Here is a 23,423-nt window from a genome sequence, read left to right as displayed (position 1 = left end):
CAAATTCGTCTCAGATCTTGAACTGCCCTCGAAAGCGCGCGTCTCTATATCATCCAATTTTCCCGGTTCAAAGGAAAAAAGCCGCCTTCCCGGTATAGATTTTCCGGGTTTGGCAAGACGAAACGCTTCCGGCACTCTGCCCCTCTATATAGCGATCATTCCGCGCATGCCAAGCCTGAGATAAACTTCAGCTTGACGCGGCAATATAAGAGTGGCGAAACCGCTGGAAAACCGATCAATAGAGCGGTTCTTCATAGAGTTGCCGCCCTTCGTCCCGCAAAGCCTTGATGACCGCAGTGCCGCTGTCATCGACAGCAACGACAACGGAAATCCGGCTTTCACGTTGCCCGATCTCGATATCGCGACCCTGCCCTTCAGGAACATAATAGCGTTCGATGCCGAAATTGAGGCGGATGGTCTGATCCGGATAGCCCGAAACCGGATAAGTCGACTGGCCGCGAATCTGCACTTCATCCGGCGCCAGATCGGTGAACGGGCTGAGCGCCGCCCGCGAGAAATGCCATAGCTTTTCTGCATCCGGCTTTAGCGCCACATAGACCGTTCGTGGTTCGCCCGTGGGTTTACCCTGCACATCCTTGCCCATGACACTGGAAATTGCGTAGCCGAGGATGACGTAATCGCCGCGCATCAGATCGCGCGGATCGACCGGCTCGGTCTGCAACACGATTTCATGGCCTGAACGCAATATGGATGCGCGCTGTTCGATACCCGCATAAAGAATGCCGCTCTGCAGCAAGGCGGAGACGGCAGCACCAATATAAAGCCACTTCCTGCTCATGACTGGTTCCCCGCTTCGCGTTTTTTACCGAACCGCCGTTCCATCCGGCGGACAAAGGCCGCCAGCAGCAGCACGAGGACGCCTGCGGTCAGGAAGAAGCCCGACGTACCGATCATCGTGCCCACGGTCGTGAATGCCAGATAAAGCACCTGAAACGAAAACGCCGCATAGGCGATGGAGCGCAGTCCGCCATTGTCGCGACCACACAGGGCGATAGCGCCAATCGATAGGCCGAGGATCAGCATACTATAAAGAACATCCTGATCGAGCGAGGCAGAGCCGCCTGACGAAGAGAACATATGATTGAGCTGCAGAATGCCAAGCGACAGCAGGGCCAGCATCAGCCCATAAGAAGCCAGCGGCTGCGCGAAGCGGGTGAGCCGCTCCATCGTGTCATGTGCAAATGCATCCGCCAGCATCAACGCGATGCCGACCGCAATCATGAGGCACAGGATCACGTCGTTTTCATTCTGAACGTAAACCAGCAAGGCCCAGCCGATTGCGAACAGGGCCCAGAGATGGGCGGCATGGCGCGAACGCGTGAGGAGTGCTGCACCGACGCCGACCAGCAACAGAAGCGGACCGATCCAGCGATAGGCCAGCTCACCATTGTCAGCCGATGTGCCGTCAAACACGAATGTCGAAAGATAAAAACACGCAACGCCTGCACCGAATGCAGCCAGAACCGGCGCACGCAGCAGGAAGGCTGACGCAAGCACGCCCAGGGTCCAGTAGACGGCGGCGGAATGAACATCGCCGGACACGTGATACATCTGCCCGACAAGCGCGATACCTGCGCCGAAGGATGCGGCACCGACGACATAAAGAGCGGACGAGAACACCTTGTCGCCCCTCGCCTGTCGCCATGCGCCGCCGAGATAGCCGATCCAGATAAGTGCAAGCACCATCCCGATCCGCATCAGGCGCGGCATATCCTGCCAGTTGGCGGCAACCAGCATGATGACGGCTGCGCCCAGAAGCAGACCGCCAAGCGTGGCGAGCACCGCACCCAAGCTGAAACCCGTGGCTCGTTTTTCAAGATCCGCATTCAGGCGCGACGCGGTAACCGCATCGATCAGCCCTTCCTGCTGCCAGCGCTCAACCAGGCGCTCCACTGAGATTGAAAAAGACAAAATGACTCCCGGGTCAACGAACTGAGATGGCGGTCGCAACCGCAACCGGTTGAGAACATATAAGAAACTTCGCAACCAGCAAACCACCCGATCAAATCGCATTGCGGCAATTTTGTGCCGGAACAGTCCAATCGATTTAAAGCGTCGTGCAGGAACCGCAAGGCAGCTATGCAAAGTCGGCTCTGCAACTTGCAAAAACAATAGCTTATATCATGGGCAACAAAAGAGATGAATTGAACCCAAGCGATAGCATCGCACATTGAAGGATTAAGATCATGAACCTGTTTCGCTCTTACAACAACTGGCGCCGTTACCGTGAAACCGTCAGCGAACTGAACCAGCTTTCGACTCGCGAACTGAACGATCTCGGCATCTCCCGCGCCGACATCCCTTACGTCGCTCGTCAGAGCAAGGCTCGCTAAGCATCAAGCTGAAGACCGAAAAGCTGTTCGCGACGATTGCACTACGCTGAACGCCTTTCGATGAAAATTTCAGATTGAAGTTTCGCGCTGTGAATACCACCAGGACTGGATCCTCCTCCCGCCAGCCCTGGTTTGTTGCCAAGCCATCCTCCTCCCAGGCTTAGCGACAACGAGACCGGTTCTCCTCCTCCCAATCCGGTCTTTCCATATGGCATCCGTCGCACCTCCTCCCGCGACGGATGCCATTTGTTTTTCTGGACCTTGCTCGCCCATTGATGGCCGCCAGCAAAGGCGATATGGGAAGGACCATGACAAACACATCCGATCTCACCCCCATTCACGTCGTTGGCGGCGGTCTCGCTGGCTCCGAAGCCGCCTGGCAGATTGCGCAGGCAGGCGTTCCTGTCGTGCTGCATGAAATGCGTCCCGTGCGCGGCACTGATGCGCACAAGACCGAACAACTGGCCGAACTCGTCTGCTCCAATTCATTCCGCTCGGATGATGCCGAAACCAATGCTGTCGGCGTACTGCATGCGGAAATGCGCCTTGCAGGCTCGCTCATCATGGCCTGCGCCGATGCACATCAGGTTCCGGCGGGCGGCGCGCTTGCTGTGGACCGCGAGGGATTTGCGCAAGCCGTAACCGAAAAGCTTGAGGCTCATCCGCTGATTACCATCAAGCGCGAGGAAGTCACCGGCCTGCCGCCGGAAGAATGGGGCACGACCATCGTTGCCACCGGCCCGCTGACCGCGCCGTCGCTTGCCGAAGCCATCGCTGCGGAAACGGATGCCGATGCACTCGCCTTTTTCGATGCGATTGCGCCCATCGTGCATTTCGATTCGATCAATATGGATGTCTGCTGGTTCCAGTCGCGCTACGACAAGGTCGGCCCCGGCGGCACCGGCAAGGACTATATCAACTGCCCCATGGATAAGGAGCAGTATGAGGCGTTCGTGGCGGCGCTTGTCGAAGGCGACAAGACGGAATTCAAGGAATGGGAAGGCACGCCCTATTTCGATGGCTGTCTGCCGATTGAAGTCATGGCGGAACGCGGACCCGAAACGCTGCGCCACGGCCCGATGAAGCCTATGGGCCTGACCAATGCGCATAACCCGACCGTCAAGGCCTATGCGGTTGTGCAACTGCGTCAGGACAATGCGCTTGGCACGCTCTACAACATGGTCGGTTTCCAGACGAAGCTGAAATACGGCTCACAGACCGGCATCTTCAAGATGATTCCCGGGCTGGAAAATGCCGAATTCGCGCGCCTCGGCGGTTTGCATCGTAACACCTACCTGAACTCCCCCGTGCTGCTCGACAGCGTGCTGCGCCTGAAGTCGCGTCCGACACTGCGCTTTGCCGGCCAGGTGACGGGTTGCGAGGGCTATGTCGAATCATCGGCCATCGGCCTTCTTGCCGGTCGGTTCACCGCTGCGGAGCGACTGGGCAATGCTGCCGTCCCGCCACCGCCGACAACCGCCTTTGGCGCACTGCTTGGGCACATCACCGGCGGCCATATCGTCGCTGACGATGCCGAGCCTGGCAAGCGGTCGTTCCAGCCGATGAATGTCAATTTCGGTCTGTTTCCGCCGGTCGAAGTGCCGAAGGAAGAAGGCAAGCGTCTGCGTGGCAAGGAAAAGACCATCGCCAAGAAGCGTGCGCTTTCCGCCCGCGCGCTTGCAGATTTCCGCACATGGCTGGAACAGCTGGCCTGACGGTCAGAAATTGGCGCGAAGCATCAGCCACTGCTTACGGATAGCCGAAATATCGGCTGTCCGTTCTGCCGCCCTGCCGCCAAGGCGTTCAATCGCTTTCAGATAAGCTGGCACGATGGCCATCGGCAAAAATGCCGGTGCAAGGCTTTTTGGCAATGTCGCCCTTGCCTTATCGAAAATCGCCAGATGTTCCCGCGCCAGTGCCAGCATGACGCTGGCCACGCGCTCAAAAGCCGACGGATCGTCGTTGGCAAAAAATGCTTCGCGCGTCACGCCGACCGATGCCAGCATGTCGGCTGGAACATAGAGCTGGCCGCGACGGCGATGAATCGGCAATAGGCGAAGCAGGCCTGTCGTCGCCTGCGCAACGCCCGCGTGACCGGCGGTTTCACTCTGCGCCTGCGCGGCGTCACGATCCAGAATAAAGCCGGCTAACTGAATGATTGCCGAAGCGGTCTCACCGCAATAGCCTTCCAGATCGTTACGGCTTGGCATCGGATCGTCATAGAGATCGAAGATACGCGCCTCGCAATAATTGTCGAAAGCGGAGCGCGGAAGCTCGTATTTGTCGATTGTTTCGACCAGAGCAGCGGCAACCGGGTGCGCATCAGCGCTGCCCCTCGCCTCGCCATTGATCAGATCGCGCCACCATTGCAGACGTACTTCGCCCGGCAACGGCTCATGAACAAGATCGCGAATGCGCGCCACTTCCGCATTGAAGGCATAGAGTGCCGCCAGCCCGCCGCGTTTATCCTCCGGCGCATAGAGCACCGACAGATAACGGTCCCGGTCAGCCTCACGAAGAAGCGCCAGGCAATGTGCCTCATTCTGGTTCATGATCGTTATTCTACTGCAATAAGCGCCGCCGCAACCGCGCGATCTTCCGCCAGCAGCACATTATAGGTCCGCACGGCAGCACCTGTGCTCATCGGATCGGATGAAATGCGATGCTCGCGCAAAACAGCGCGCACGTCTTCTGGAATACGCCGCAGATCCATTCCGGTTCCAACCAGCAGAATTTCAATATCCGAAGCCTGCTCCAGAATCAGCTCCAGATCGGCCCGCGAAAGCACCGGCGGCATTGCAGGCTTCCAGCCGTGAATACCGGAGGGCAGACACAGGATCGAACCGCGATGCGACATTTCGGCGAAACGAAAACCACCATCGCCATAAGCATCAATGGGCGCGCGCCCCGGAAAATGCGCTTCGCGTATTTCTATTCCCTTGGCCATTCTCAGCTTTCCAGATTGAGCGACTGTGCAAGTTCGTCGCCCATTTCCTCATCCTGCTCAGGCCCGCGCGGCTTCAGTCCAAACTGAACCAGCAGCGGTGCGGCGATGAAGATCGACGAATAGCTCGCCACAATAATGCCGACGCTGAGCGCCAGCGCAAACATGCGGATATCCGCGCCGCCAAAGGCGTAAAGCGGAATATGCGCGAGGAACGTCACGAAAGACGTCAGCAAGGTACGCGACAGGGTCTGGTTGATCGAGGCATCGATGATCGCAGGCAGCGGCGCGCTGCTGTAGCGGCGCAGGTTTTCGCGAACGCGGTCATAAATCACGACCGTATCGTTCAGCGAATAGCCGATGATCGTCAGGATTGCCGCGACGCTCCACAGATTGAATTCCATGCGGAAGACAATGAACATGCCTGCGAGAATAACCACGTCATGCAGGGTCGATAGCACGGCGCCAAGCGCCAGTTGCCACCGGAACCGCACCCAGACATAGATGAAAATGCCGATTAGCGACAGGACAACGGCCAGAATACCGGCGCGCGACAGCTGTTCGGAAACCGTCGGGCCGACGACTTCCACACGCTGGAACGAATAATCCTGTTCGAACTCACCGCGCAGTTTTACAGCGACCGTCTGTTCGGCGTCATCACCGACTTCCTGGCTGCCGATGATCACAAGCGCCGAGCGCGCCGATTTGGCGGGCAGAACACGGGCGCTGTCGATATTTAGTTCGGAGAGACGGTCCTGAATATCTTCCAGATTGGCGTCACCGCTGCGCGCCTGAAGCTCGACCATCGAACCGCCACGGAAATCGATGCCGTAGTTGAAGCCGATATTCACAAACAGCGCCACCACGATGGCGCAGGCCAGCACGGAGATGCCGAGCGTAATGAATTGAAGGCGCATGAACGGAATATGCGTCACCGTCGGCACCAGCTTGAGGCGGCGCTTCGGCACTTCCTTCGGCTTTGCCGTGCGCACCCATTGGGCGATCAGCAGTCGGGTAAAAGTCAGCGTGGTGAACAGCGTCGTGCCAATACCAACCGCGACGGTCAAAGCAAAGCCATGCACCGTGCCGGAACCGAGCAGGAACAGAACCAATGCGGCAATGAGTGTTGTCAGATTGGCGTCGATGATGGTCGACAGAGCGCGGTAGAAACCGGATTCCATCGCCTGCACGACGGAATAGCCCTTGCGGCGATCTTCGCGCACGCGTTCATAGATCAGAATATTCGCGTCAACCGCCATGCCGATGATGAGCACCAGACCGGCAACGCTGGCGAGGCTGATGGAAGCGCCGATCAGCGACATCACCGCAGTCAAGATGATGATATTGACCACAAGCGCGACCATGGCGATGACGCCAAGAACGCCATAGGACAGCACCATGAACAGGCCGACGAGAAGTGCGGCCAGAAGTGCAGCCGTCACGGCAGCGCTGGCATAATCCTCGCCAAGTGCCGAGGCGATGGTGCGCTCTTCAAGCACGGTCACAGCCTGTGGCAACGTGCCGGAACGCAGAACCACGGCCATATTGTTGGCAGCCTGCAAATCGAAGGCGCCTGAAATCTGCAATTCGTTGGTATCGAGCGGCTCGCTGATGACCGGCGCAGACACGACCTGATTATCGACCACGATGGCAAAGCTCTTGCCCGTCGCATTGGCGGTCAGCTCTGCCAGACCTTTGCGGCCCGCGTCATCAAGGGTCAGGGTAATAACCGGTTCATTATCATCGGAAGAAAGCGTGGCCTTCGCGTCGGTGATATTCGCGCCGGTGAGAACGGGCTGTTTCTTGACGAGATAACCGACCGGCGGATCGTCATAGGAATAGACGACTTCGCTACCCACCGGGGGCGCGCCGCGAATGGCGTCATCCGGCGAAACGGAATCATCCACAGCGTGGAATGATAGATCGCCGCGAATACTCAGAATGTCTTTCAGAAGCTGCGCATCGTAAAGGCCCGGAACTTCGACGCGAATCTGGTTGCGCGCTTCGGTTTCCACAACGGGACGACCGTAACCCAGTTCCTCCAGCCGCTGCCGCATGATCTCGGCACTGTGTTCCAGATCGTTGCGGCCTGCATTTTGAACCTGCAGAACAAGGCGGGAGCCGCCGGAAAGATCAAGGCCGAGCGCGACCTGCTTCTTCGGCAGGAAACCGGGCAGATTCGCCAGCGTTTCACGCGAGAAAAAATTAGGGGAAGCGATGACGAAGCTGACGAGAACCGCCAACCAGATCAGGGCCGATTTCCAGCGTGAAAAATAGAGCATAGAGCAGCAATTCCGTTTCAGCTTGGCCCGTTTTGGCCTGGATAGGGCATGCCGGGGTACGAATGCGCACCGCTCTCCGGCCTTGGGTCATGCGCGCATACAAAGGTCGCGCCGACCGAATATTGCACGGGCTCCGGTTAGTGAATGCTTACCGGAGCCCGTATCATCTCAAAAAGAGATTACTTGTTCTTATTATCGGCGACTGGTTCGCCCTTGACGCGCACATCCATCAGGGTGCTGCGCAGAACCTTGATGCGAACGCCTTCGGCGATTTCGACTTCGACTTCATTGTCGTCGACGACCTTCTGCACCTTGCCGACGATGCCGCCGCCGGTGACAACCGTATCGCCACGGCGCACTGCGTTCAGCATTTCCTGACGCTTCTTCATCTGGGTCCGCTGCGGGCGGATGATGAGGAAATACATGATGACGAAGATCAGGATGAACGGCAGAATGCTCATGAGCATGTCTGGGCCAAAAGCGCCGCCGCCAGGTGCTTGAGCGAAAGCCGGTGTTACGAACATTAGGAACTCCTCTGAAGTCTCAAAGACAATTTGTTAAGGGCATTACAATGGTTGGCGCGCCAAATGCAACCGACGATCATCCCGCCTGCGCCAAGGTCGCACACTTTTCGCCTCCGCTGTGACATGTTAAGCCGTTCAGACACCACTAGGGGCATGGAAATGACGACCGAAGACATACTCAGCCAGAAACTGGACCGTTTGATCGCCGCGCTCGAACGTATCGCACCACCAGAAGCCAAAACGCCGGACCTCGACGCCGCAGACTGTTTTGTCTGGGCGCCGGAACGATTGACGCTTGATCCGGTGAAGCGGGTTAACCGCGTGGATATCTCCCTGATCCGTGGCGTAGATTTGGTGCGCGACCAGCTTGTAGACAATACCCGCCGCTTCGCAAATGGCTATCCGGCAAACAACGTTTTGCTATGGGGCGCACGCGGCATGGGCAAATCCTCGCTGGTGAAGGCCGCGCAGGCCAGCGTTAACGCCGAACTCACGTCCCAGAAGCCGCTTAAGCTGATCGAAATCCATCGCGAGGATATCGACAGCCTGCCGACGCTGATGAACATGATCAAGGATACGGAATATCGCTTCATCCTGTTCTGCGACGACCTTTCCTTCGACCATGACGACACGTCTTATAAGTCGCTCAAAGCCGCGCTCGAAGGCGGCGTCGAGGGCCGTCCGGGCAATGTGATCTTCTATGCAACATCGAACCGCCGCCACCTCATGCCGCGTGACATGATCGACAATGAGCGTTCCACGGCGATCAACCCGTCGGAAGCGATTGAAGAGAAAGTTTCGCTGTCGGACCGCTTCGGCCTTTGGCTCGGCTTCCATAAGTGCAGCCAAGACGATTATCTCGCCATGGTTGACGGCTATGCAGCCCATTTCAAACTGAACTACGATCAAGCCAAGCTTCACGCGGAAGCGCTGGAATGGTCAACCACGCGCGGCAACCGCTCGGGGCGCGTGGCCTGGCAATATGTGCAGGACCTTGCTGGCCGCCTCGGCGTTGCAATGTAAGAATAGAAAAAGGCGGGCTTTTCGGCCCGCCTTTTGATTTACATCTCTCAGCGCAATCAGCTTTCCAGATATTTGGAAGGATTGACCGGCGAGGAATTCTTGCGCACTTCAAAGTGCAGCTTCGGCGACTTCGCATTCCCGCTCATGCCGGACTTTGCGATATCTTCGCCACGACGAACCTTCTGGCCGCGCTGCACCAGTATCTGGCTGTTATGGCCATAGACCGTGACAAGACCGTTGTCGTGACGGATCAGAACCGTCTGACCGAATTCCTTCAAACCGTCGCCAGCATAGATGACGACGCCGTTTTCAGCGGCCTTAACCGAGGTTCCTTCCGGAACCATGATATCGATGCCATCGCTGACAGCAGTGCCTTCACGCTGACCGAAGCTCGCCAGAATACGACCGCGAACCGGCCAGCGCATCTGAGAAATACCGGTGGAAGAAGGCGCTGCGGCCTGATCCTTCTCGGCATCCTCGATCACCTTGTTGCTCGCTTGCGGCGGCGTATAAGGCTTGACGCTTCCAGCCGCTTCCGGCGCTGCGGCAACAGCCTTGGCCGGGCTTGCGGGCTGCGGCGTGACAGCGGCAACTTGCGTTACAGCAGCAGCACCGGCTGCCGGGATCACCAGCGTCTGGCCGACGCGGATTGCGCCGTTAGACAGGCCGTTGGCCTTCTTCAGGTCGTCAACCGGAACGTTGTGCTTCTGTGCGATAGAGAACAGCGAATCGCCGCTCTGGACCGTATAGCCGCCCTTTGGTGCAGGCGGCGTTGCCGTGTTCGCGCCAGCCGATGCCAGATCGGTTGCGGCAGCAGATTTCTTGCCGTTAACCGAAGGGACTGCGGGGACAACAGCTATGTTGTTGTCCGTCGGGCGCGGGGCACCCTGCCCCGGCGTTGCCGGAAGCTGGCCCAGAACCTTTTCCTTCGTGCCGTTCACGGCATTATGGGTCGTCGTGGCAGCGCTTGCCACGCGGGTCTCTGCGCCATTGACCTGATTGGCCGTCATATCGCGGGCCTGACCAACCTGGTTCTGCATCTGCGTTGATGCCGCAGCGACTGGTGCCTGAACCGACTGGCGCGCTGCGGCGACCGGTGCCGCCATCGGAGCGGAAGACACCGCAGAAGGCGCCGGAAGGGAATTGCGCTGTACCGTTCCGCTGGAAACCCGCGGGGCTGGCGCTATTGGGGCGGACGCATAAACATCGCCTGCGGGCTGTTGCGCAACGCGCTGATTGGACGTCGAACCGGTAAAGATGCCGTCTGTGAAACGCATCGTATCGGAACTGCACCCGGCTCCAAAGCCGGCAATCAGAACAATTGCGACATTCCGCAGGAGACGTTCGGACGTATGATGCAAAATTGGGAAACGCATGTTCAACTCGTCCATACTCGAAACTCAGTAAGACGATTAAAGCGCGTTAATGTTACTCGCTGGTTAAGAACGGCCCAACTTTGGAAAAAGATTCACCAATTAAACACCATAAGCCCGCATTGGCGCGCGGCCATCATCGGTGGGCACTGAAACACATGACGGGTAGATTGGAAAATGTGAATCTTCAAAGAACCGAGGAAACGCCTTCAATGAAGGGCTGATAGCGAACAGCCATCAGGTTTTCCTGCTCGAAACGGCTGCCAACCTTCGAGATTCGCGTCACGATCTGTTCGCCGTCACCGGGACCAATCGGCGTGATGAGAACCCCATGCGTTGCAAGCAGCTCCACGAAATGACGCGGCACTTCCTCGCAAGCCAGCCAGAGAATGATTCGGTCGAACGGCCCGCCCGGCATGCCATGCCGTCCATCGGCATGCTTGACCATGATGTTCTCACGCTTGAGCGAGACGAACTGCTGCAAGGCATGGTCGCAGAGTTTGCGATAACGCTCTACGGTCGTCACACGACCGGACAGCAATGACATGACAGCGGCGGTAAAGCCCGATCCCGTGCCGATTTCCAGCACGCGATGGCCGGGTTCCAGCTTGAGCGCGGCTAGCACACGCGCCTGATCGTCAATGCCTTCGATATATTCGCCGCAATCGAGTGGCGCCGTGCGGGTGCTATAAGCCAGATGCGACCACGCCGAAGCAAGAAAGCTCTGGCGTGGGGTCGCTTCAATGGCCGCAAAGAGGCGCGGATCATCAATGCCGCGCGCGCGCATGCGCAAGACGAAGGATGCAAATCCTTCCCGGTCCGAAAGCCTTGGCCGCTCAGACGTTGCCTGCCTCATGCTTCCCCCCGCTTCAAGCTTCAAGACCAAGCGCAGAGCTCAGTTCTGCACGAACCTTATGCGCCGTCAGGTCGAGGTGCAACGGCGTGACCGAGATGCAGTCGGAGCGGATGGCGGCCAGATCGCTGTCGTCGGCGACCGGAGCTTTGCCGCGACCGAACCGCAGCCAGAAATACGGGAAACCGCGACCGTCGCGGCGCTCATCAAGACGCGCATCGTGGCTAAGCTTGCCTTGCGCCGTCACGCGGGTGCCCTGCACTTCATCCGCACCGCAATTCGGGAAATTGAGGTTCAGCAGAACGCCTTCCGGCCAACCGGCTGCGACCAGCTTACGGATCAGGTCTGGCGCGTGCGCTTCAGCTGTTTCCCAAGGAACTATCCGGCGGTCGCCTTCATAATCATATTCCTGCGACAGGGCGATGGAGCGAATGCCGAGCAGCGTTCCTTCCATCGCACCGGCCACGGTGCCCGAATAGGTCACGTCGTCTGCGATATTCGCACCGGAATTGACGCCGGACAGGATGAGGTCCGGCGCACCCGGCAGCACATGACGGACGCCCATGATGACGCAATCGGTCGGCGTGCCGCGCAGCGCGAAATGGGTATCGTCAATCTGGCGCAGGCGCAGCGGCTCCGACAAGGTCAGCGAATGCGCCAGACCGCTCTGGTCGGTTTCCGGCGCAACCACCCAGACATCATCCGAGAGCTGTCGTGCGATTCGCTCCAGAACTGCGAGGCCTTCAGCGTGGATACCATCATCGTTCGTCAGCAAAATTCGCACGTCTTCACTCCTGCTTTAATTATTGAGATCCTGAATCACGCAGCCTTTTCAATGCGCGTGAGGCCGCCCATGTATGGCTGCAATGCTTCAGGAATATGAATGCTGCCATCTTCCTGCTGGTAATTTTCCATGACGGCAATGAGCGCGCGACCGACCGCAACGCCAGACCCGTTGAGAGTGTGGACGAAGCGCGTGGACTTCTCGCCCTCCGGGCGATAGCGGGAATTCATACGGCGACCCTGGAAATCACCGCAGACCGAGCAGCTGGAGATTTCGCGATAGGTGTTCTGACCTGGAAGCCAGACCTCGATATCGTAGGTCTTCTGCGCGCCAAAGCCCATATCGCCGGTGCAAAGCACGACGGTGCGGAACGGCAGTCCAAGACGCTTCAGCACTTCTTCGGCGCAAGCCGTCATGCGCTCATGTTCGGCAATCGAGCTTTCTGCATCGGTGATCGACACCATTTCCACTTTCTGGAACTGGTGCTGGCGCAACATGCCGCGCGTATCGCGCCCGGCGGAACCGGCTTCCGAACGGAAGCAAGGCGTCAGCGCGGTGTAGCGCTGCGGCAGGGTCTTCACATCGACGATTTCGTCGGCGACCAGATTGGTCAGCGGCACTTCCGCCGTCGGAATCAGCCAGCGCCCATCCGTGGTGCGGAACAGGTCTTCCGAGAATTTCGGCAGCTGGCCGGTGCCATAAACGGCCTCATCGCGCACCATCAAAGGCGGCATGGTTTCGGTGTAGCCATGCTGCGTCGTGTGGAGGTCGAGCATGAACTGACCAAGCGCACGCTCAAGACGCGCCAGACCGCCCTTCAGAATCGTAAAGCGCGCACCGGCGATTTTCGCGGCGCGTTCGAAATCCATCATGCCGAGCGCTTCGCCCAGCTCATAATGCTCCTTTGGCTGGAAGGAGAAATTGCGCTGATTGCCGACGCGGCGAACCTCGACATTGTCGGCTTCGTCCTTGCCAAGCGGCACATCGCCAAGCGGAACATTCGGTATTGTCGACAGCGCGTCGTTCAGTTCCTTGACCAGCCGACGCTCTTCTTCCTCAGCGTGAGCGAGGAAATTCTTGAGCTCGTTTACTTCCGCTTTCAGCTTATCGGCGGTGGCGGTGTCTTTTTCAGCCATCGCCTTGCCGATTTCCTTCGAAGCGGCATTGCGACGTTCCTGTGCGGCTTGAACCTTGCCGACATTTTCGCGGCGCTTTTCGTCGAGCGCGATCAGTTCGGACGAGAGCGGCCCTGCCCCGCGCTTTGCAAGCGCCTTATCGAGGTCTTCAGGGTTTTCGCGAATCCATTTGATGTCGAGCATGGGAAAAGCCGTTTCGTGAAATTTGAGTACAAGCGGGCCGCAAAAGCTGCGGCCAGCGGAAATCGTAGTCTACGATCAGGAGGAAGAAGCGTCGTTTTCAGCTTCTTTTGCGTTCTCTGCTTCGTCGCGTTTCTTCTCGATCATACGAGCCACGATAATGGAAATCTCGTAGAGAAGGATCGTCGGCAAGGCAAGACCGATCTGGCTCGCCGGATCGGGCGGCGTCAGAACGGCGGCCACGACGAAGGCGATCACAATCGCATATTTACGCTTGTCCTTCAGGCCCGCCGAAGTCACCAGACCAACACGCGCCATGAGGCTGGTGATGACCGGCAACTGGAAAACCAGACCGAAAGCGAAAATGAGCGTCATGATGAGGCTCAGATATTCCGAGACCTTCGGCAGAAGCGAAATCTGCACTTCCCCCGCGCCGCCCGTCTGCTGCATGGCCAGGAAGAACCACATCACCATCGGGGTGAAGAAGAAATAAACGAGCGCGCCGCCCAGCAGGAACAGAAGCGGCGATGCAATGAGGAATGGCAGGAACGCCATACGCTCGTGCTTATAAAGCCCCGGCGCTACAAACTTGTAGATCTGCGCTGCGATGATCGGGAATGCGAGCACAATACCGCCGAACATCGCCACCTTCACCTGCGTGAAGAAGAACTCCTGCGGTGCGGTATAGATCAGCTCGGCCTTGGAGCGGTCCATGCCTGCCCAGTCGATGGCCCATTGATAAGGCACCACAAGCAGATTGAAGAGATGCTTTGCGAAGGCAAAGCAGAACACGAATGCCACGAAAAATGCCAGGATTGCCCAAATGAGGCGGCGGCGCAGTTCGATCAGGTGTTCAAGCAAAGGTGCAGCACTCTGCTCGATTTCATCCTCGTCACGGGTCACGCTTTGGTTCCTGTCTTCTTGGTGGTCTTTTTGGCAGGAGCAACCGCCTTATCGGCGGCTGGCTTTGCTGTATCCGCCGCTTTCTTTGCCGCGGATTTCACCGCAGCCGGTTTTGCAGCAGGCTTTTTGACAGCAGCAGGTTTCGCGACCGCAGGCTTTGTCGTCTCGGCCTTGGCCTTTGTCACCTTCGGTGCCGCTGGCGCAGCTTTTGCCGCCGTTTTGCGGGGCGCCCGCGCAGCCTTGGCAGGCTTTTCCGGGGCAGTGTCTGCCTGAACCGGCGCAGATACAGGAACAGGCGTTCCGCTCAAATCGACCGGTGTGGTCACTTCCGCAACCTTGTCAGGCGTCGCAGGCGACATGGAGGTCGAGGATTTGATGCTCGATTTCAGGTCTTCGCCTGCACTTCGAATCGGATCGAAAACCTGCGTCAGCTTGGAGCGCGGATCGAGCTTGCGTGTTTCGTCGATGATATTCTTGACGTCTTCCAGTTCCGCCTCTTTCAAGGCTTCGTTGAACTGGTTGCGAAACTCGTTGGCTGTCGCGCGCATGCGCGCCGTCGCCTTACCGAAGGCTCTAAGCATCTTCGGCAAATCCTTGGGGCCGACGACAACGATCATCACGATCGCAATGACCAGCAATTCAGACCAACCGACATCGAGCATTTTATACCCCGCGCAATGCGCGCGCGTCCCGTCTTTCGGCGGAAAACCGCACTTTTACAGATGACAAACATGCTGCGTATCCATCGCGATACGCAGCATTCTTGATCCGATAGATCAGGACTTGGTGGTTTTCTTGACGGTGTTGACGGTTTCTTCCGCCTTGGCGTCGATCGTGCGACCGTCATCCCCAGCGTCCTTGGCAGCGTCTTCGTCGTTCATGCCCTGCTTGAAATTCTTGATGCCCTTGGCAACATCGCCCATCAGCTCGGGAATCTTGCCGCGGCCAAAAAGAAGCAGCACAACCGCCAGAACGATCAGCCAGTGCCAGATGGAAAAGCTACCCATTTCATTCCTCTCATCGCTGCTTAAACGCAGCCTGTTCCTGCAATGTCGATAGTGATTTAAGCGCTTTCAAGCAATCTTTCAAACGGAAGTATAGCTGTGAAGGCAGATGTGACGATTTTATTCGTCGCATGTGTCCTCTTTATGTGCAGCGAATTGTGGATCATGACGAGATTGGGCCTATTTCACCCTTTAGGAGCCAGCAGGCCGAGGCCTTCAAGATCGATATCCTCGAGCGGCTCTTCTTCGTCGGTTAGCTCATCCGGATCGATATTCGGCACCGGAACAGCAAAGCTTGAAGGCATGCGGGCGGAAAGAAGCCCTGCCCCGCGCAATTCTTCCAGACCCGGAAGATCGCGGATTTCCGGCAACCCGAAGTGGTCGAGAAACGATTCCGTCGTGCCATAGGTGACCGGACGGCCCGGCGTGCGGCGACGCCCGCGCAGCTTGATCCAGCCGGTTTCCATCAACACGTCCAGCGTGCCTTTCGACGTTTCGACACCGCGAATATCTTCGAGTTCAGCGCGCGTGACCGGCTGGTGATACGCAATGATCGCCAGCACTTCCATTGCAGCTCGCGACAGTTTGCGCTGCTGCACCGCCTCACGGCTCATCAGGAAAGCGAGATCGGGCGCGGTACGGAACACCCAGGCCGCACCGACCTGCACCAGATGCACCCCACGCGACTCATAGACTTTCTGGAGATGCTGCAAGATCGGAGCAAGCTCGGCTCTTGGCGGCAGGCGTTCCTGAAGGGCGCGCTCCGACACTGGTTCGGCGGAAGCAAAAATGATCGCCTCGACGATGCGCGCCAGATCGGCCAGTCCATTTGCCGGAAGCTGTGCTTCCTCAAATTCATCATCCATCTCGAATTCCGCCAGCGGGCGTTCGGCCTCAGACATCCTCGTCCTCGTCAAATTCGCTTAAACCGGGCTTGGCCCGCATATAAATCGGCTCGAACGGCGCATTCTGGCGAACTTCAAGCTTGCCTTCACGCACCAGTTCCAGACTGGCGGCAAAGGAGCTTGCGAGCGCCGACGCCCTTTCCTGCGGCGACAGCGCATAGTCGATGAGAAAACGGTCGAGCGAAATCCAGTCGCCGATATCGCCACCCATCAGGCGCACCAATGCGACACGGGCTTCTTTCAACGACCAGACGGCACGTTTGGTAATCTGCACATTCGTCACGGCTTGCCGCTGCCTTTGGGAAGCGTAAGCCGTCAGAAGATCGTATAGCGAGGCAGAAAACTGGCTGGCGCGATCGACCATCACCACTTCCGGCATGCCGCGCGCGAAGACATCGCGCCCCAGCCGGCTGCGATTGACCAAAGCGGCTGCGGCATCGCGCATTGCCTCCAGCCGTTTCAGACGAAATTGCAAGGATGCCGCAAGTTCTTCGCCGGTCTCGCCATCATCCCCTTGCTGCTTTGGAATCAGCAGCTTGGATTTCAGATAAGCGAGCCACGCCGCCATCACGAGATAATCGGCGGCCAGCTCCAGCCGGAACGCCCGGGCCTGCTCCACGAATTCGAGATATTGCTCGGCCAGCGCCAGAACGGAAATACGCGCCAGATCAACACGCTGGTTGCGCGCCAGATGCAGCAGAAGATCGAGCGGACCTTCAAAGCCCTGCACGTCGATCAGCAAGGACGGCTCGCTTTGAGCCCGTTCGGCATCGCTTTGCCACAGCGAATCCATCGGCACGAGCGTACCGTCTTTTCCGTCCGTGTTCGTTCCTGATGCCGCCAAACCGCTAGCCTCTCGATGCGCAGTCGTCACTCACGCTGCCCGGACAAGCCGGGCAACGCATCTTTGCAGTTTACCAAGTTTTAACGATTACGCTATCGCTTCGAATATACCATTGAATTCTGCGCGCAGTTCATCTTCATCCGAAAGGTCCGGATCACCGGCGTAGACTTCGGCCAGATCAGCGCGACGCTTCGACTTGCCTTCAAGGACCGGCACGCGGGCGGCGACCTGAACCAGTTCCTCCATCACGCCTGCGCAATAAAGCACGATATCGCAGCCTGCTCCGGTGATGCCCCCAGCGATATCGCCGAGTTCGCCGGAGAGCGCTTTCATCGAAATATCGTCGCTCATGATGAGGCCATCGAACTCAATCACCTGACGGATGATCGTGTTGATCACGGTCGGCGACAGGGTGGACGGACGCTGCGGATCGAGCGCGTCGAATACGACATGCGCCGTCATCGCCATCGGTAGATCATTCAACGCCTTGAACGGCACGAAATCATGCGCCAGCAATTCGCTCAATGGCGCGTTCACCCGGGCCAGTTCCTTATGCGTATCCGCAAAGGCGCGGCCATGGCCCGGCATATGCTTCATGACCGGCAATACGCCGCCCGCCAGCAAGCCCTCGGCAGCGGCACGGCCCAATTCAGCCACCGCATGCGGATTCTTGGAATAAGCGCGGGCGCCGATCACATCATTTGCGCCCTCGACGGGGACATCGAGCACCGGCAGGCAGTCGGAGGTGACGCCAACCTTCAAAAGATCGAAGGCGTGCAGACGCGCATGCAGCCATGCGGCGCGCAGGCCCGCTTCGCGGTCACGCGTATAGATCGCTCCAATCTCTCCAGCAGAGGGATAGTTCTGCACAAGCGGCGGACGCAGGCGCTGCACGCGCCCGCCTTCCTGATCTATGAAAACCGGAGTCTGATCGCGCCCCGTCACCTCGCGCATATGCGCGGTCAGTTCGGCAACCTGTTCAAGACTTTCGACATTGCGCGCGAACAAGATAAAGCCCCAAGGCCTCTCATCGCGGAAAAAGGCAACTTCATCCGGTGTAAGTTTTGTCCCCGAAACACCGGCAATCCAGGCCTTGCACTGTTTCATGCGAATATCCCTCGTCTTTTCCGCAAATTAGAAATTTGTTCTAACGAAAATTCCATGCACTTGATAGTGCATATGAAAAGGGCGGCCTCAAGCCGCCCTGTTCCTGTCTATTGCCGTGGCTTACCGCGTTACAAGGCAGCTGCCCCCAGCCGACTTCAACCGTCCGCAGAGCGCGTTGGCATCGTCACGCGAACCCGCCTGAACGCGGACACGGTAGTAGGTGCCCTTGCCCGGAATGTCGGCGCGCTTGATATCCACGCCGCGTCCGCCGATCACATTGGCGTATTTCTGCGCCATGTTGGAATAGGACTTCTGCGCCAGTTCGGCAGAAGGCTGTGATGCGATCTGGATGAAATATCCACCGGCACCGGCTGCCGATGCAACCTGCTGATTGGCCGCCGGAGCAGCAGCGGCAGGCGCTTGTGTCTGCGTGCGCTGCGGAACATTGCCCACGATATTGACCGGCTGTTCAGCCGGGCGCGACGGGACAACCGGAGCGCGAGCTGGAAGGCGCGGCGTTTCTGCAACCGGCGCCTGAGCAACAGGGGCTGGCGCGGCGGGCTGCGGGGCCTGCTGCGGCGCAGGTGCCGAAGATTCCGGCACGGAGTTGCCCGAAGCAATTGCCGCGATTTCGTCACCACCCACCGGAGCGGAAGGCTGTTCCGAAGGCTGGGGGGTGTTGTTGGCCGTCTGCGGTGCGGGCGATTCCGGCTGCATGATCGTACCATCCGGGCGAACGATCATCGTTTCAACTTCGCGCGGCTGGATCAAAGGCGCATTTTCCTGCGCGTTCTGATTACCGGTATTGGCCTGACTGTTTTCAGCCGACAAATCCGGCGTATCGGTCATGGCTTCATTGTCGTCCGTGCCGGAAATATCAACCGGCTCCTCGCCTGAGGTGATCAGTGATTTCTGTTCCGGATTGTTCGGCAAGGTGCCTGCCACACGGTCATAGACCGCCTTGTCCTGGTTCGGCACCGTTGCGCCACCTGGGTTTTCCGGCTGCATCTTGATCGGCTGCGTGTCGGCACGAATGACGACCGGCTCTTCCGAGCCGCCGCCCATGAAGTGATATCCGATACCGCCGAGCAACACGACTGCACCGGCAACACTTGCCAGAATCAGGCCGCGACGACCGCGTACCGGACGGTTGCGATAGGCTTCCGACGCCTTGCCAAGATCGTCTTCCGGCTGCATGGCGGCACGCGCGCCATAGTCACCACCTTCAACGGTCTGTGCGCCCTGAGCAGCCCAGTGATTGTAGAAATCATCCTCGCTGCCAGCTTGCTCGCCTGCATTGTACTGGCCAGTCTGGCGCGGCTGCGCACGGCCATAGGAGGCAGCGGATGCGGCAACGGCAGCGCCAAGGCCCGCCGCGGCAGCACCTGCGGCAACACCGGCGTTCGGCAGATAGCTGGATGCGCTTTCGCGGAAAATATCCTCAAAGGCTTTGTCGGCTTCGCTCTGCGCTTCCGATGGGGTGTTCAGCTCATCGACGCCAACCGTATTGAAGACCTCGGCAAATTCAGCTTCGAGATCACCAAGACCGGCAGCGGTTTCCTCTTCACCGTAATTAACTTCCGGCAGATCCAGCGAATGGGTCTGCTCAACCTTGTTTTCGGCAACGCTCAGCGTTTCCACATCCGGCGCGGGTGCGCTGGCAGCCTGCTGCGCGCTGGCAAAATGCGGCATCGATGTGGACGGACGATAATCCTCGTCCGACAGCACCGCATGCGCATAGGCGGGCGCGGCTGCACTGTTTTCAACGCCGCCCAGATCAAGATCGTCTTCGTTGAAGAAATCATCACCGCCAAGCAGTTCTTCATCGGTCGCCTTGAGCGGTTCCGATTCGGAATAATCACCCGAAGGCTCGAAACCGAAATCGTCTTCGGTCAGGCTCAGCTCATCAAGGTCGGACAGATCGTCATCGGTGCCTTCCGCTGCGGTCGCTGCGGAGAAAGCTGGTGCGTCGAAGGAGAAATCATCATCGAACGAAAAATCGTCGTCTTGCGCTGCAACTTCGTTCGAAGCTTGTTCCGAACCCGTGAAGGCGGCGTAAGGCGCTTCCGCCTGACCAACCGGCTGCGCTGCCGTCACTGGCATTTGCGCAGCAATGCCTGAAGCAAAGTTGCCACGGGTGTAATAGGGATAACCGGATGGCTCCGTGCGCGCGACAGCTTCGTGCACCGGCGCGGCAGCTACCGGCTGATGCGGTTCTTCAAAGGTCTGCTCATCCAGTTGCAGTTCGTCGAGCTCGAGATCGTCAAATGCAGGCTCGGCTGCTTCCTCGCCCGCATAGGCATGATCCTGCGCGGACGCGTAGGACACGGCCTGTTCCGGCTCGTAAGCTGGGGTCTGCGGAGCATAGGATACCGGCTCCGGCTGGTAGCCATAAGCGCTGTCATTTGCGGATTGGGGCTGTGGCTCATCACCGAACAGCAGGTTTTCCAGTTCGTCCTCAAGCGACAAGGACTGATGCGCAGGCTCGACATCATAAGACGGCGTAGCAGGCTCAACGGCCTGCACTTCCCAGTCGCGGCTTTGCGCAGTCTGGGTCAAATAGGATTCTTCGTGCGGCTCGATAGCCGGCTGATAAATCGTCGGATCAAATGCACCGGCTTCGGTCGCATGGCTTCCACGCGCACTATCCAGCGATTCGCGATTATCATAGGCCGAGTTCTGCGCCGCATAAGGATCGCCATACGAATCGCGGGCGCTCGAATAATCGGCATAATCGAACTGCTGAACGGGTTCAGTCCGTTCGATATCTTCGAAGTCGTCCAGTTCAGGCGCAAGAACGGATGCACCGCTATCCAGATGCAGGTCGAGTTCTTCCTCAAGAGCCGAAGCAAGTTCGTCTTCATGCACCAGCGGTTCGGCACCGCGATAATACTGCGCGCTGTAGCGCTGCTCCTGAGCGGCCTCGGCCTCGGGCTCCACAGGCTGGCTCTGGCTGGCCGCCGGTGCGTAATCGTCGAAGTCGCCGAGAAGCTCGCGCTCAAGGTCAAGCGACGCATCGAAGTCAGGCTCCGCGCGCTCACGCGCCAGTTCATCTTGCGATCGGCGCTCGTTCCTAGCGGAATGATCACCTTGAGGCGCGCCAAAGTCCACGATTCGCGACAGTTCCATCAGCGGATCGTCTTCGTGCAGCGGACGCTCGCCGTAATTACGGGGATTTGCACTGCTGTCCGTCATGGTGTGTTCCTAACTCAAACCCTGGACGCCGCAAGACGTCACCTTACATTGCTTATTAGCGAGGCAATGTGGGCAAAAGTTGACGGTAGTTTCCTGCACCGAAAGACCAGAACGGGATAAACCAACACCTTCGGTTCATCCCGGTCCTTTCTCGTTAGACTTAATCGTCTGCACCCGAAAGCTTCGTTTGACTTAACGAACCCTCGATCAGTCGATCAGTCCTAGCGCATTTCCGTCGGAGCATCAGCCCCGATGATCGTCAAACCTGACGTCAGCACATCGGAAACAACCTGTACCAGCCCTAGCCTGGCTAATGACAAGTCTGGATCGTTAACCTTAATAAAACGTAAGTCCGGGTTCTCTGTGCCCTTATTCCATTGCGAATGGAACGCGCTGGCAAGATCAAACAGATAAAAAGCAAGACGATGCGGCTCCTGATGGATCGCCGCTGCTTCGATCAAACGCGGATATTCTGCAAGCTTGCGGACGAGTGCGATTTCGCTCTCGTCGGTCAGCTTGTCGAACTGGGCAGCCATCGCCACACGATCCAGATCAGCGAGACCCAACTGGTCGGCAGCCTGACGGAAAACCGAGTGCGAACGCGCCGATGCATACTGCACGTAGAACACCGGATTGTCCTTGGACTGTTCCGTCACCTTCGCAAAATCGAAATCGAGCGAGGCATCGTTTTTCCGGTAAAGCATCATGAAACGCACCGGATCACGGCCCACTTCGTCCACGACATCACGCAGGGTGATGAATTCGCCCGAACGCTTCGACATGCGCACCGGTTCGCCGTTACGGTAGAGTTTCACCAACTGGCAGATCAGCACCGTGAGCTTTGCCTTGCCGTCGGAAACAGCACGCGCGACAGCTTCAAGACGCTTCACATAGCCGCCATGATCGGCGCCCAGCACATAGATCATCTCGTTGAAGCCGCGGTCGTATTTGTCCTTGAAATAGGCAACGTCCGCCGCAAAATAGGTGAAGGAGCCGTCAGACTTCATCAGCGGACGATCGATATCGTCACCCACTTCGGTCGAGCGGAACAGGGTCTGCTCGCGATCTTCCCAATCTTCCGGTAGCTGACCCTTCGGGGGCGGAATCTTGCCCTTATAGACGTGGCCTTTCAGCGTCAGATCGTTGATCGCATTGCGAATCGCTCGCGCATGGTCAGCATGCAACTGGCGTTCGGAATAGAACACATCATGATGGACGTTCAACGCTTCCAGATCGGCGCGGATCATCGCCATCATGGCATTGATCGTGGTTTCCTTGACGATAGCCAGTGCTTCCGTCTCCGGCATTTCCAGAAGCTTGGTGCCATATTCCTTGGCAAGCGCCTGCCCCACCGGCACGAGATAATCGCCCGGATAGAGACCTGCCGGAATTTCACCGATGATTTCGCCCAGTGCTTCGCGATAACGCAGCATGACGGAGTTTGCGAGCACGTCGATCTGCGAGCCCGCATCGTTGATGTAATATTCCTTGACGACGTCATAGCCCGCAAATTTCAGCAGGTTGGCCAGCACGTCGCCGACGACGGCGCCCCGGCAGTGACCGACATGCATCGGGCCGGTCGGGTTTGCCGAAACATATTCGACATTGACCTTATTGCCCGCGCCAAGCTTGGAGCGACCGAAATCCGTGCCTTCATTGAGCATCGCGGCAAGCTCGCGCTGCCAGTAGCTGGCCTTCAGACGCAGATTGATGAAGCCCGGACCTGCAACATCGACCGTTTCAACATCCTCGTCGTTCTTCAAGGCTTCGGCGATACGCACCGCAAGTTCGCGCGGATTCTGCCCCACGGCCTTGGAAAGAACCATGGCCGCATTGGTCGCTATATCGCCATGGGTCGCATCGCGCGGCGGCTCGACACCAACGCGCGAAAGATCGAGTTCACCGCCATCTTTCGGTTTCAGATCAATATCTTGCAACGTCTTTTTGATACGTGCGTCGAAATCTGCGAAGATATTCATGGTCTGTCCTGTCAGGCTGTCGTCCGGTGTCGT

At 58.1% G+C, this 23,423-nt stretch carries 21 protein-coding genes; 3 read left to right on the top strand and 18 right to left on the bottom strand.

Annotation, left to right across the window (positions count from 1 at the left end; all coding sequences use genetic code 11):
- Positions 1–235: 235 nt before the first annotated feature.
- Together D8666_RS01675 and D8666_RS01670 are read right to left on the bottom strand one after the other, a co-directional pair.
- Complete coding sequence (locus tag D8666_RS01675; protein WP_121535994.1) at positions 236–799, bottom strand: GDYXXLXY domain-containing protein; 564 nt, start codon at positions 797–799, stop codon at positions 236–238.
- Positions 796–1,932 (bottom strand): DUF2157 domain-containing protein, encoded by a 1,137-nt coding sequence (locus D8666_RS01670; RefSeq protein ID WP_121535991.1) that lies wholly within the window; start codon positions 1,930–1,932, stop codon positions 796–798. Before D8666_RS01670 ends, D8666_RS01675 begins: the two co-directional genes overlap by 4 nt.
- Positions 1,933–2,207: 275 nt before the next feature.
- Here D8666_RS01670 and D8666_RS01665 point away from each other — a divergent pair, with 275 nt between their 5' ends.
- Together D8666_RS01665 and trmFO are read left to right on the top strand one after the other, a co-directional pair.
- Complete coding sequence (locus D8666_RS01665; RefSeq protein ID WP_078338506.1) at positions 2,208–2,354, top strand: DUF1127 domain-containing protein; 147 nt, start codon at positions 2,208–2,210, stop codon at positions 2,352–2,354.
- A 308-nt stretch (positions 2,355–2,662) separates the two neighbouring features.
- On the top strand, positions 2,663–4,069 hold the full coding sequence (gene trmFO, locus D8666_RS01655; RefSeq protein WP_109368872.1) for a methylenetetrahydrofolate--tRNA-(uracil(54)-C(5))-methyltransferase (FADH(2)-oxidizing) TrmFO: 1,407 nt from the start codon (positions 2,663–2,665) through the stop codon (positions 4,067–4,069).
- A 3-nt stretch (positions 4,070–4,072) separates the two neighbouring features.
- On the opposite strand, the gene D8666_RS01650 is transcribed toward trmFO, so the two are convergent.
- From D8666_RS01650 to yajC, 4 genes are all read right to left on the bottom strand, one after another.
- Positions 4,073–4,906, bottom strand: coding sequence for a phytoene/squalene synthase family protein (locus tag D8666_RS01650; RefSeq protein ID WP_121535985.1), 834 nt, complete (start codon positions 4,904–4,906; stop codon positions 4,073–4,075).
- Positions 4,907–4,911: 5 nt separating this feature from the next.
- Positions 4,912–5,301, bottom strand: a complete 390-nt coding sequence (locus D8666_RS01645; RefSeq protein WP_109368870.1) for an Mth938-like domain-containing protein — start codon at positions 5,299–5,301, stop codon at positions 4,912–4,914.
- Positions 5,302–5,303: 2 nt separating this feature from the next.
- Positions 5,304–7,580, bottom strand: a complete 2,277-nt coding sequence (secDF, locus tag D8666_RS01640; protein ID WP_109368869.1) for a protein translocase subunit SecDF — start codon at positions 7,578–7,580, stop codon at positions 5,304–5,306.
- A 179-nt stretch (positions 7,581–7,759) separates the two neighbouring features.
- Positions 7,760–8,104, bottom strand: a complete 345-nt coding sequence (yajC, locus tag D8666_RS01635) for a preprotein translocase subunit YajC (protein WP_109368868.1) — start codon at positions 8,102–8,104, stop codon at positions 7,760–7,762.
- Between the two features lie 159 nt (positions 8,105–8,263).
- On the opposite strand from yajC, the gene D8666_RS01630 reads away from it, so the two are divergent.
- On the top strand, positions 8,264–9,127 hold the full coding sequence (locus D8666_RS01630; protein ID WP_167836026.1) for an ATP-binding protein: 864 nt from the start codon (positions 8,264–8,266) through the stop codon (positions 9,125–9,127).
- A gap of 56 nt (positions 9,128–9,183) precedes the next feature.
- Here D8666_RS01630 and dipM read toward each other — a convergent pair whose 3' ends face one another.
- The 12 genes from dipM to argS all read right to left on the bottom strand — a co-directional run bounded on the left by dipM (position 9,184) and on the right by argS (position 23,390).
- Positions 9,184–10,518 (bottom strand): cell division endopeptidase DipM, encoded by a 1,335-nt coding sequence (gene dipM, locus D8666_RS01625; RefSeq protein WP_121535979.1) that lies wholly within the window; start codon positions 10,516–10,518, stop codon positions 9,184–9,186.
- 169 nt (positions 10,519–10,687) lie between these two features.
- Positions 10,688–11,356 carry a protein-L-isoaspartate(D-aspartate) O-methyltransferase gene (locus tag D8666_RS01620; RefSeq protein WP_109368865.1) on the bottom strand — a complete coding sequence of 223 codons (669 nt, stop codon included), beginning with the start codon at positions 11,354–11,356 and terminating at the stop codon, positions 10,688–10,690.
- A 13-nt stretch (positions 11,357–11,369) separates the two neighbouring features.
- A complete protein-coding gene (gene surE, locus D8666_RS01615) occupies positions 11,370–12,137 on the bottom strand; it encodes a 5'/3'-nucleotidase SurE (protein ID WP_121535976.1) in 768 nt (255 codons plus the stop codon).
- A gap of 35 nt (positions 12,138–12,172) precedes the next feature.
- Positions 12,173–13,456 (bottom strand): serine--tRNA ligase, encoded by a 1,284-nt coding sequence (gene serS, locus D8666_RS01610; protein ID WP_121535973.1) that lies wholly within the window; start codon positions 13,454–13,456, stop codon positions 12,173–12,175.
- 75 nt (positions 13,457–13,531) lie between these two features.
- Positions 13,532–14,356, bottom strand: a complete 825-nt coding sequence (gene tatC / locus D8666_RS01605) for a twin-arginine translocase subunit TatC (RefSeq protein ID WP_109368862.1) — start codon at positions 14,354–14,356, stop codon at positions 13,532–13,534.
- Entirely contained in the window at positions 14,353–15,018 is a 666-nt protein-coding gene (tatB, locus tag D8666_RS01600) for a Sec-independent protein translocase protein TatB (RefSeq protein WP_121535970.1), read from the bottom strand. Before tatB ends, tatC begins: the two co-directional genes overlap by 4 nt.
- 114 nt (positions 15,019–15,132) lie before the next feature.
- Entirely contained in the window at positions 15,133–15,363 is a 231-nt protein-coding gene (locus D8666_RS01595; RefSeq protein ID WP_109368860.1) for a twin-arginine translocase TatA/TatE family subunit, read from the bottom strand.
- Positions 15,364–15,545: 182 nt separating this feature from the next.
- On the bottom strand, positions 15,546–16,262 hold the full coding sequence (gene scpB / locus D8666_RS01590) for an SMC-Scp complex subunit ScpB (RefSeq protein ID WP_121535967.1): 717 nt from the start codon (positions 16,260–16,262) through the stop codon (positions 15,546–15,548).
- A complete protein-coding gene (locus tag D8666_RS01585; protein WP_121535964.1) occupies positions 16,255–17,109 on the bottom strand; it encodes a segregation and condensation protein A in 855 nt (284 codons plus the stop codon). Before D8666_RS01585 ends, scpB begins: the two co-directional genes overlap by 8 nt.
- An 87-nt stretch (positions 17,110–17,196) precedes the next feature.
- Positions 17,197–18,216: a beta-N-acetylhexosaminidase gene (nagZ, locus tag D8666_RS01580; RefSeq protein ID WP_121535961.1), complete on the bottom strand. Its 1,020-nt coding sequence runs from the start codon at positions 18,214–18,216 to the stop codon at positions 17,197–17,199.
- Positions 18,217–18,336: 120 nt separating this feature from the next.
- Positions 18,337–21,411 (bottom strand): SPOR domain-containing protein, encoded by a 3,075-nt coding sequence (locus tag D8666_RS01575; protein WP_121535958.1) that lies wholly within the window; start codon positions 21,409–21,411, stop codon positions 18,337–18,339.
- A 221-nt stretch (positions 21,412–21,632) separates the two neighbouring features.
- Positions 21,633–23,390, bottom strand: a complete 1,758-nt coding sequence (argS, locus tag D8666_RS01570) for an arginine--tRNA ligase (RefSeq protein ID WP_121535955.1) — start codon at positions 23,388–23,390, stop codon at positions 21,633–21,635.
- Positions 23,391–23,423 lie beyond the last annotated feature (33 nt).

The organism is Ochrobactrum soli (assembly GCF_003664555.1).
Classification (GTDB): Bacteria; Pseudomonadota; Alphaproteobacteria; order Rhizobiales; family Rhizobiaceae; genus Brucella; species Brucella teleogrylli.
The sequence above is the reverse complement of the archived record's forward strand: the minus strand, read 5'-3'. Positions and strand labels throughout refer to the sequence as shown.

Coding starts and splice junctions, on each gene's coding strand:
- D8666_RS01675 (WP_121535994.1), bottom strand. CDS start 799: ATGAGCAGGAAGTGGCTTTATATTGGTGCTGCCGTCTCCGCCTTGCTG.
- D8666_RS01665 (WP_078338506.1), top strand. CDS start 2,208: ATGAACCTGTTTCGCTCTTACAACAACTGGCGCCGTTACCGTGAAACC.
- trmFO (WP_109368872.1), top strand. CDS start 2,663: ATGACAAACACATCCGATCTCACCCCCATTCACGTCGTTGGCGGCGGT.
- D8666_RS01650 (WP_121535985.1), bottom strand. CDS start 4,906: ATGAACCAGAATGAGGCACATTGCCTGGCGCTTCTTCGTGAGGCTGAC.
- D8666_RS01645 (WP_109368870.1), bottom strand. CDS start 5,301: ATGGCCAAGGGAATAGAAATACGCGAAGCGCATTTTCCGGGGCGCGCG.
- secDF (WP_109368869.1), bottom strand. CDS start 7,580: ATGCTCTATTTTTCACGCTGGAAATCGGCCCTGATCTGGTTGGCGGTT.
- yajC (WP_109368868.1), bottom strand. CDS start 8,104: ATGTTCGTAACACCGGCTTTCGCTCAAGCACCTGGCGGCGGCGCTTTT.
- D8666_RS01630 (WP_167836026.1), top strand. CDS start 8,264: ATGACGACCGAAGACATACTCAGCCAGAAACTGGACCGTTTGATCGCC.
- dipM (WP_121535979.1), bottom strand. CDS start 10,518: ATGGACGAGTTGAACATGCGTTTCCCAATTTTGCATCATACGTCCGAA.
- D8666_RS01620 (WP_109368865.1), bottom strand. CDS start 11,356: ATGAGGCAGGCAACGTCTGAGCGGCCAAGGCTTTCGGACCGGGAAGGA.
- serS (WP_121535973.1), bottom strand. CDS start 13,456: ATGCTCGACATCAAATGGATTCGCGAAAACCCTGAAGACCTCGATAAG.
- tatB (WP_121535970.1), bottom strand. CDS start 15,018: ATGCTCGATGTCGGTTGGTCTGAATTGCTGGTCATTGCGATCGTGATG.
- D8666_RS01595 (WP_109368860.1), bottom strand. CDS start 15,363: ATGGGTAGCTTTTCCATCTGGCACTGGCTGATCGTTCTGGCGGTTGTG.
- scpB (WP_121535967.1), bottom strand. CDS start 16,262: ATGTCTGAGGCCGAACGCCCGCTGGCGGAATTCGAGATGGATGATGAA.
- nagZ (WP_121535961.1), bottom strand. CDS start 18,216: ATGAAACAGTGCAAGGCCTGGATTGCCGGTGTTTCGGGGACAAAACTT.
- D8666_RS01575 (WP_121535958.1), bottom strand. CDS start 21,411: ATGACGGACAGCAGTGCAAATCCCCGTAATTACGGCGAGCGTCCGCTG.
- argS (WP_121535955.1), bottom strand. CDS start 23,390: ATGAATATCTTCGCAGATTTCGACGCACGTATCAAAAAGACGTTGCAA.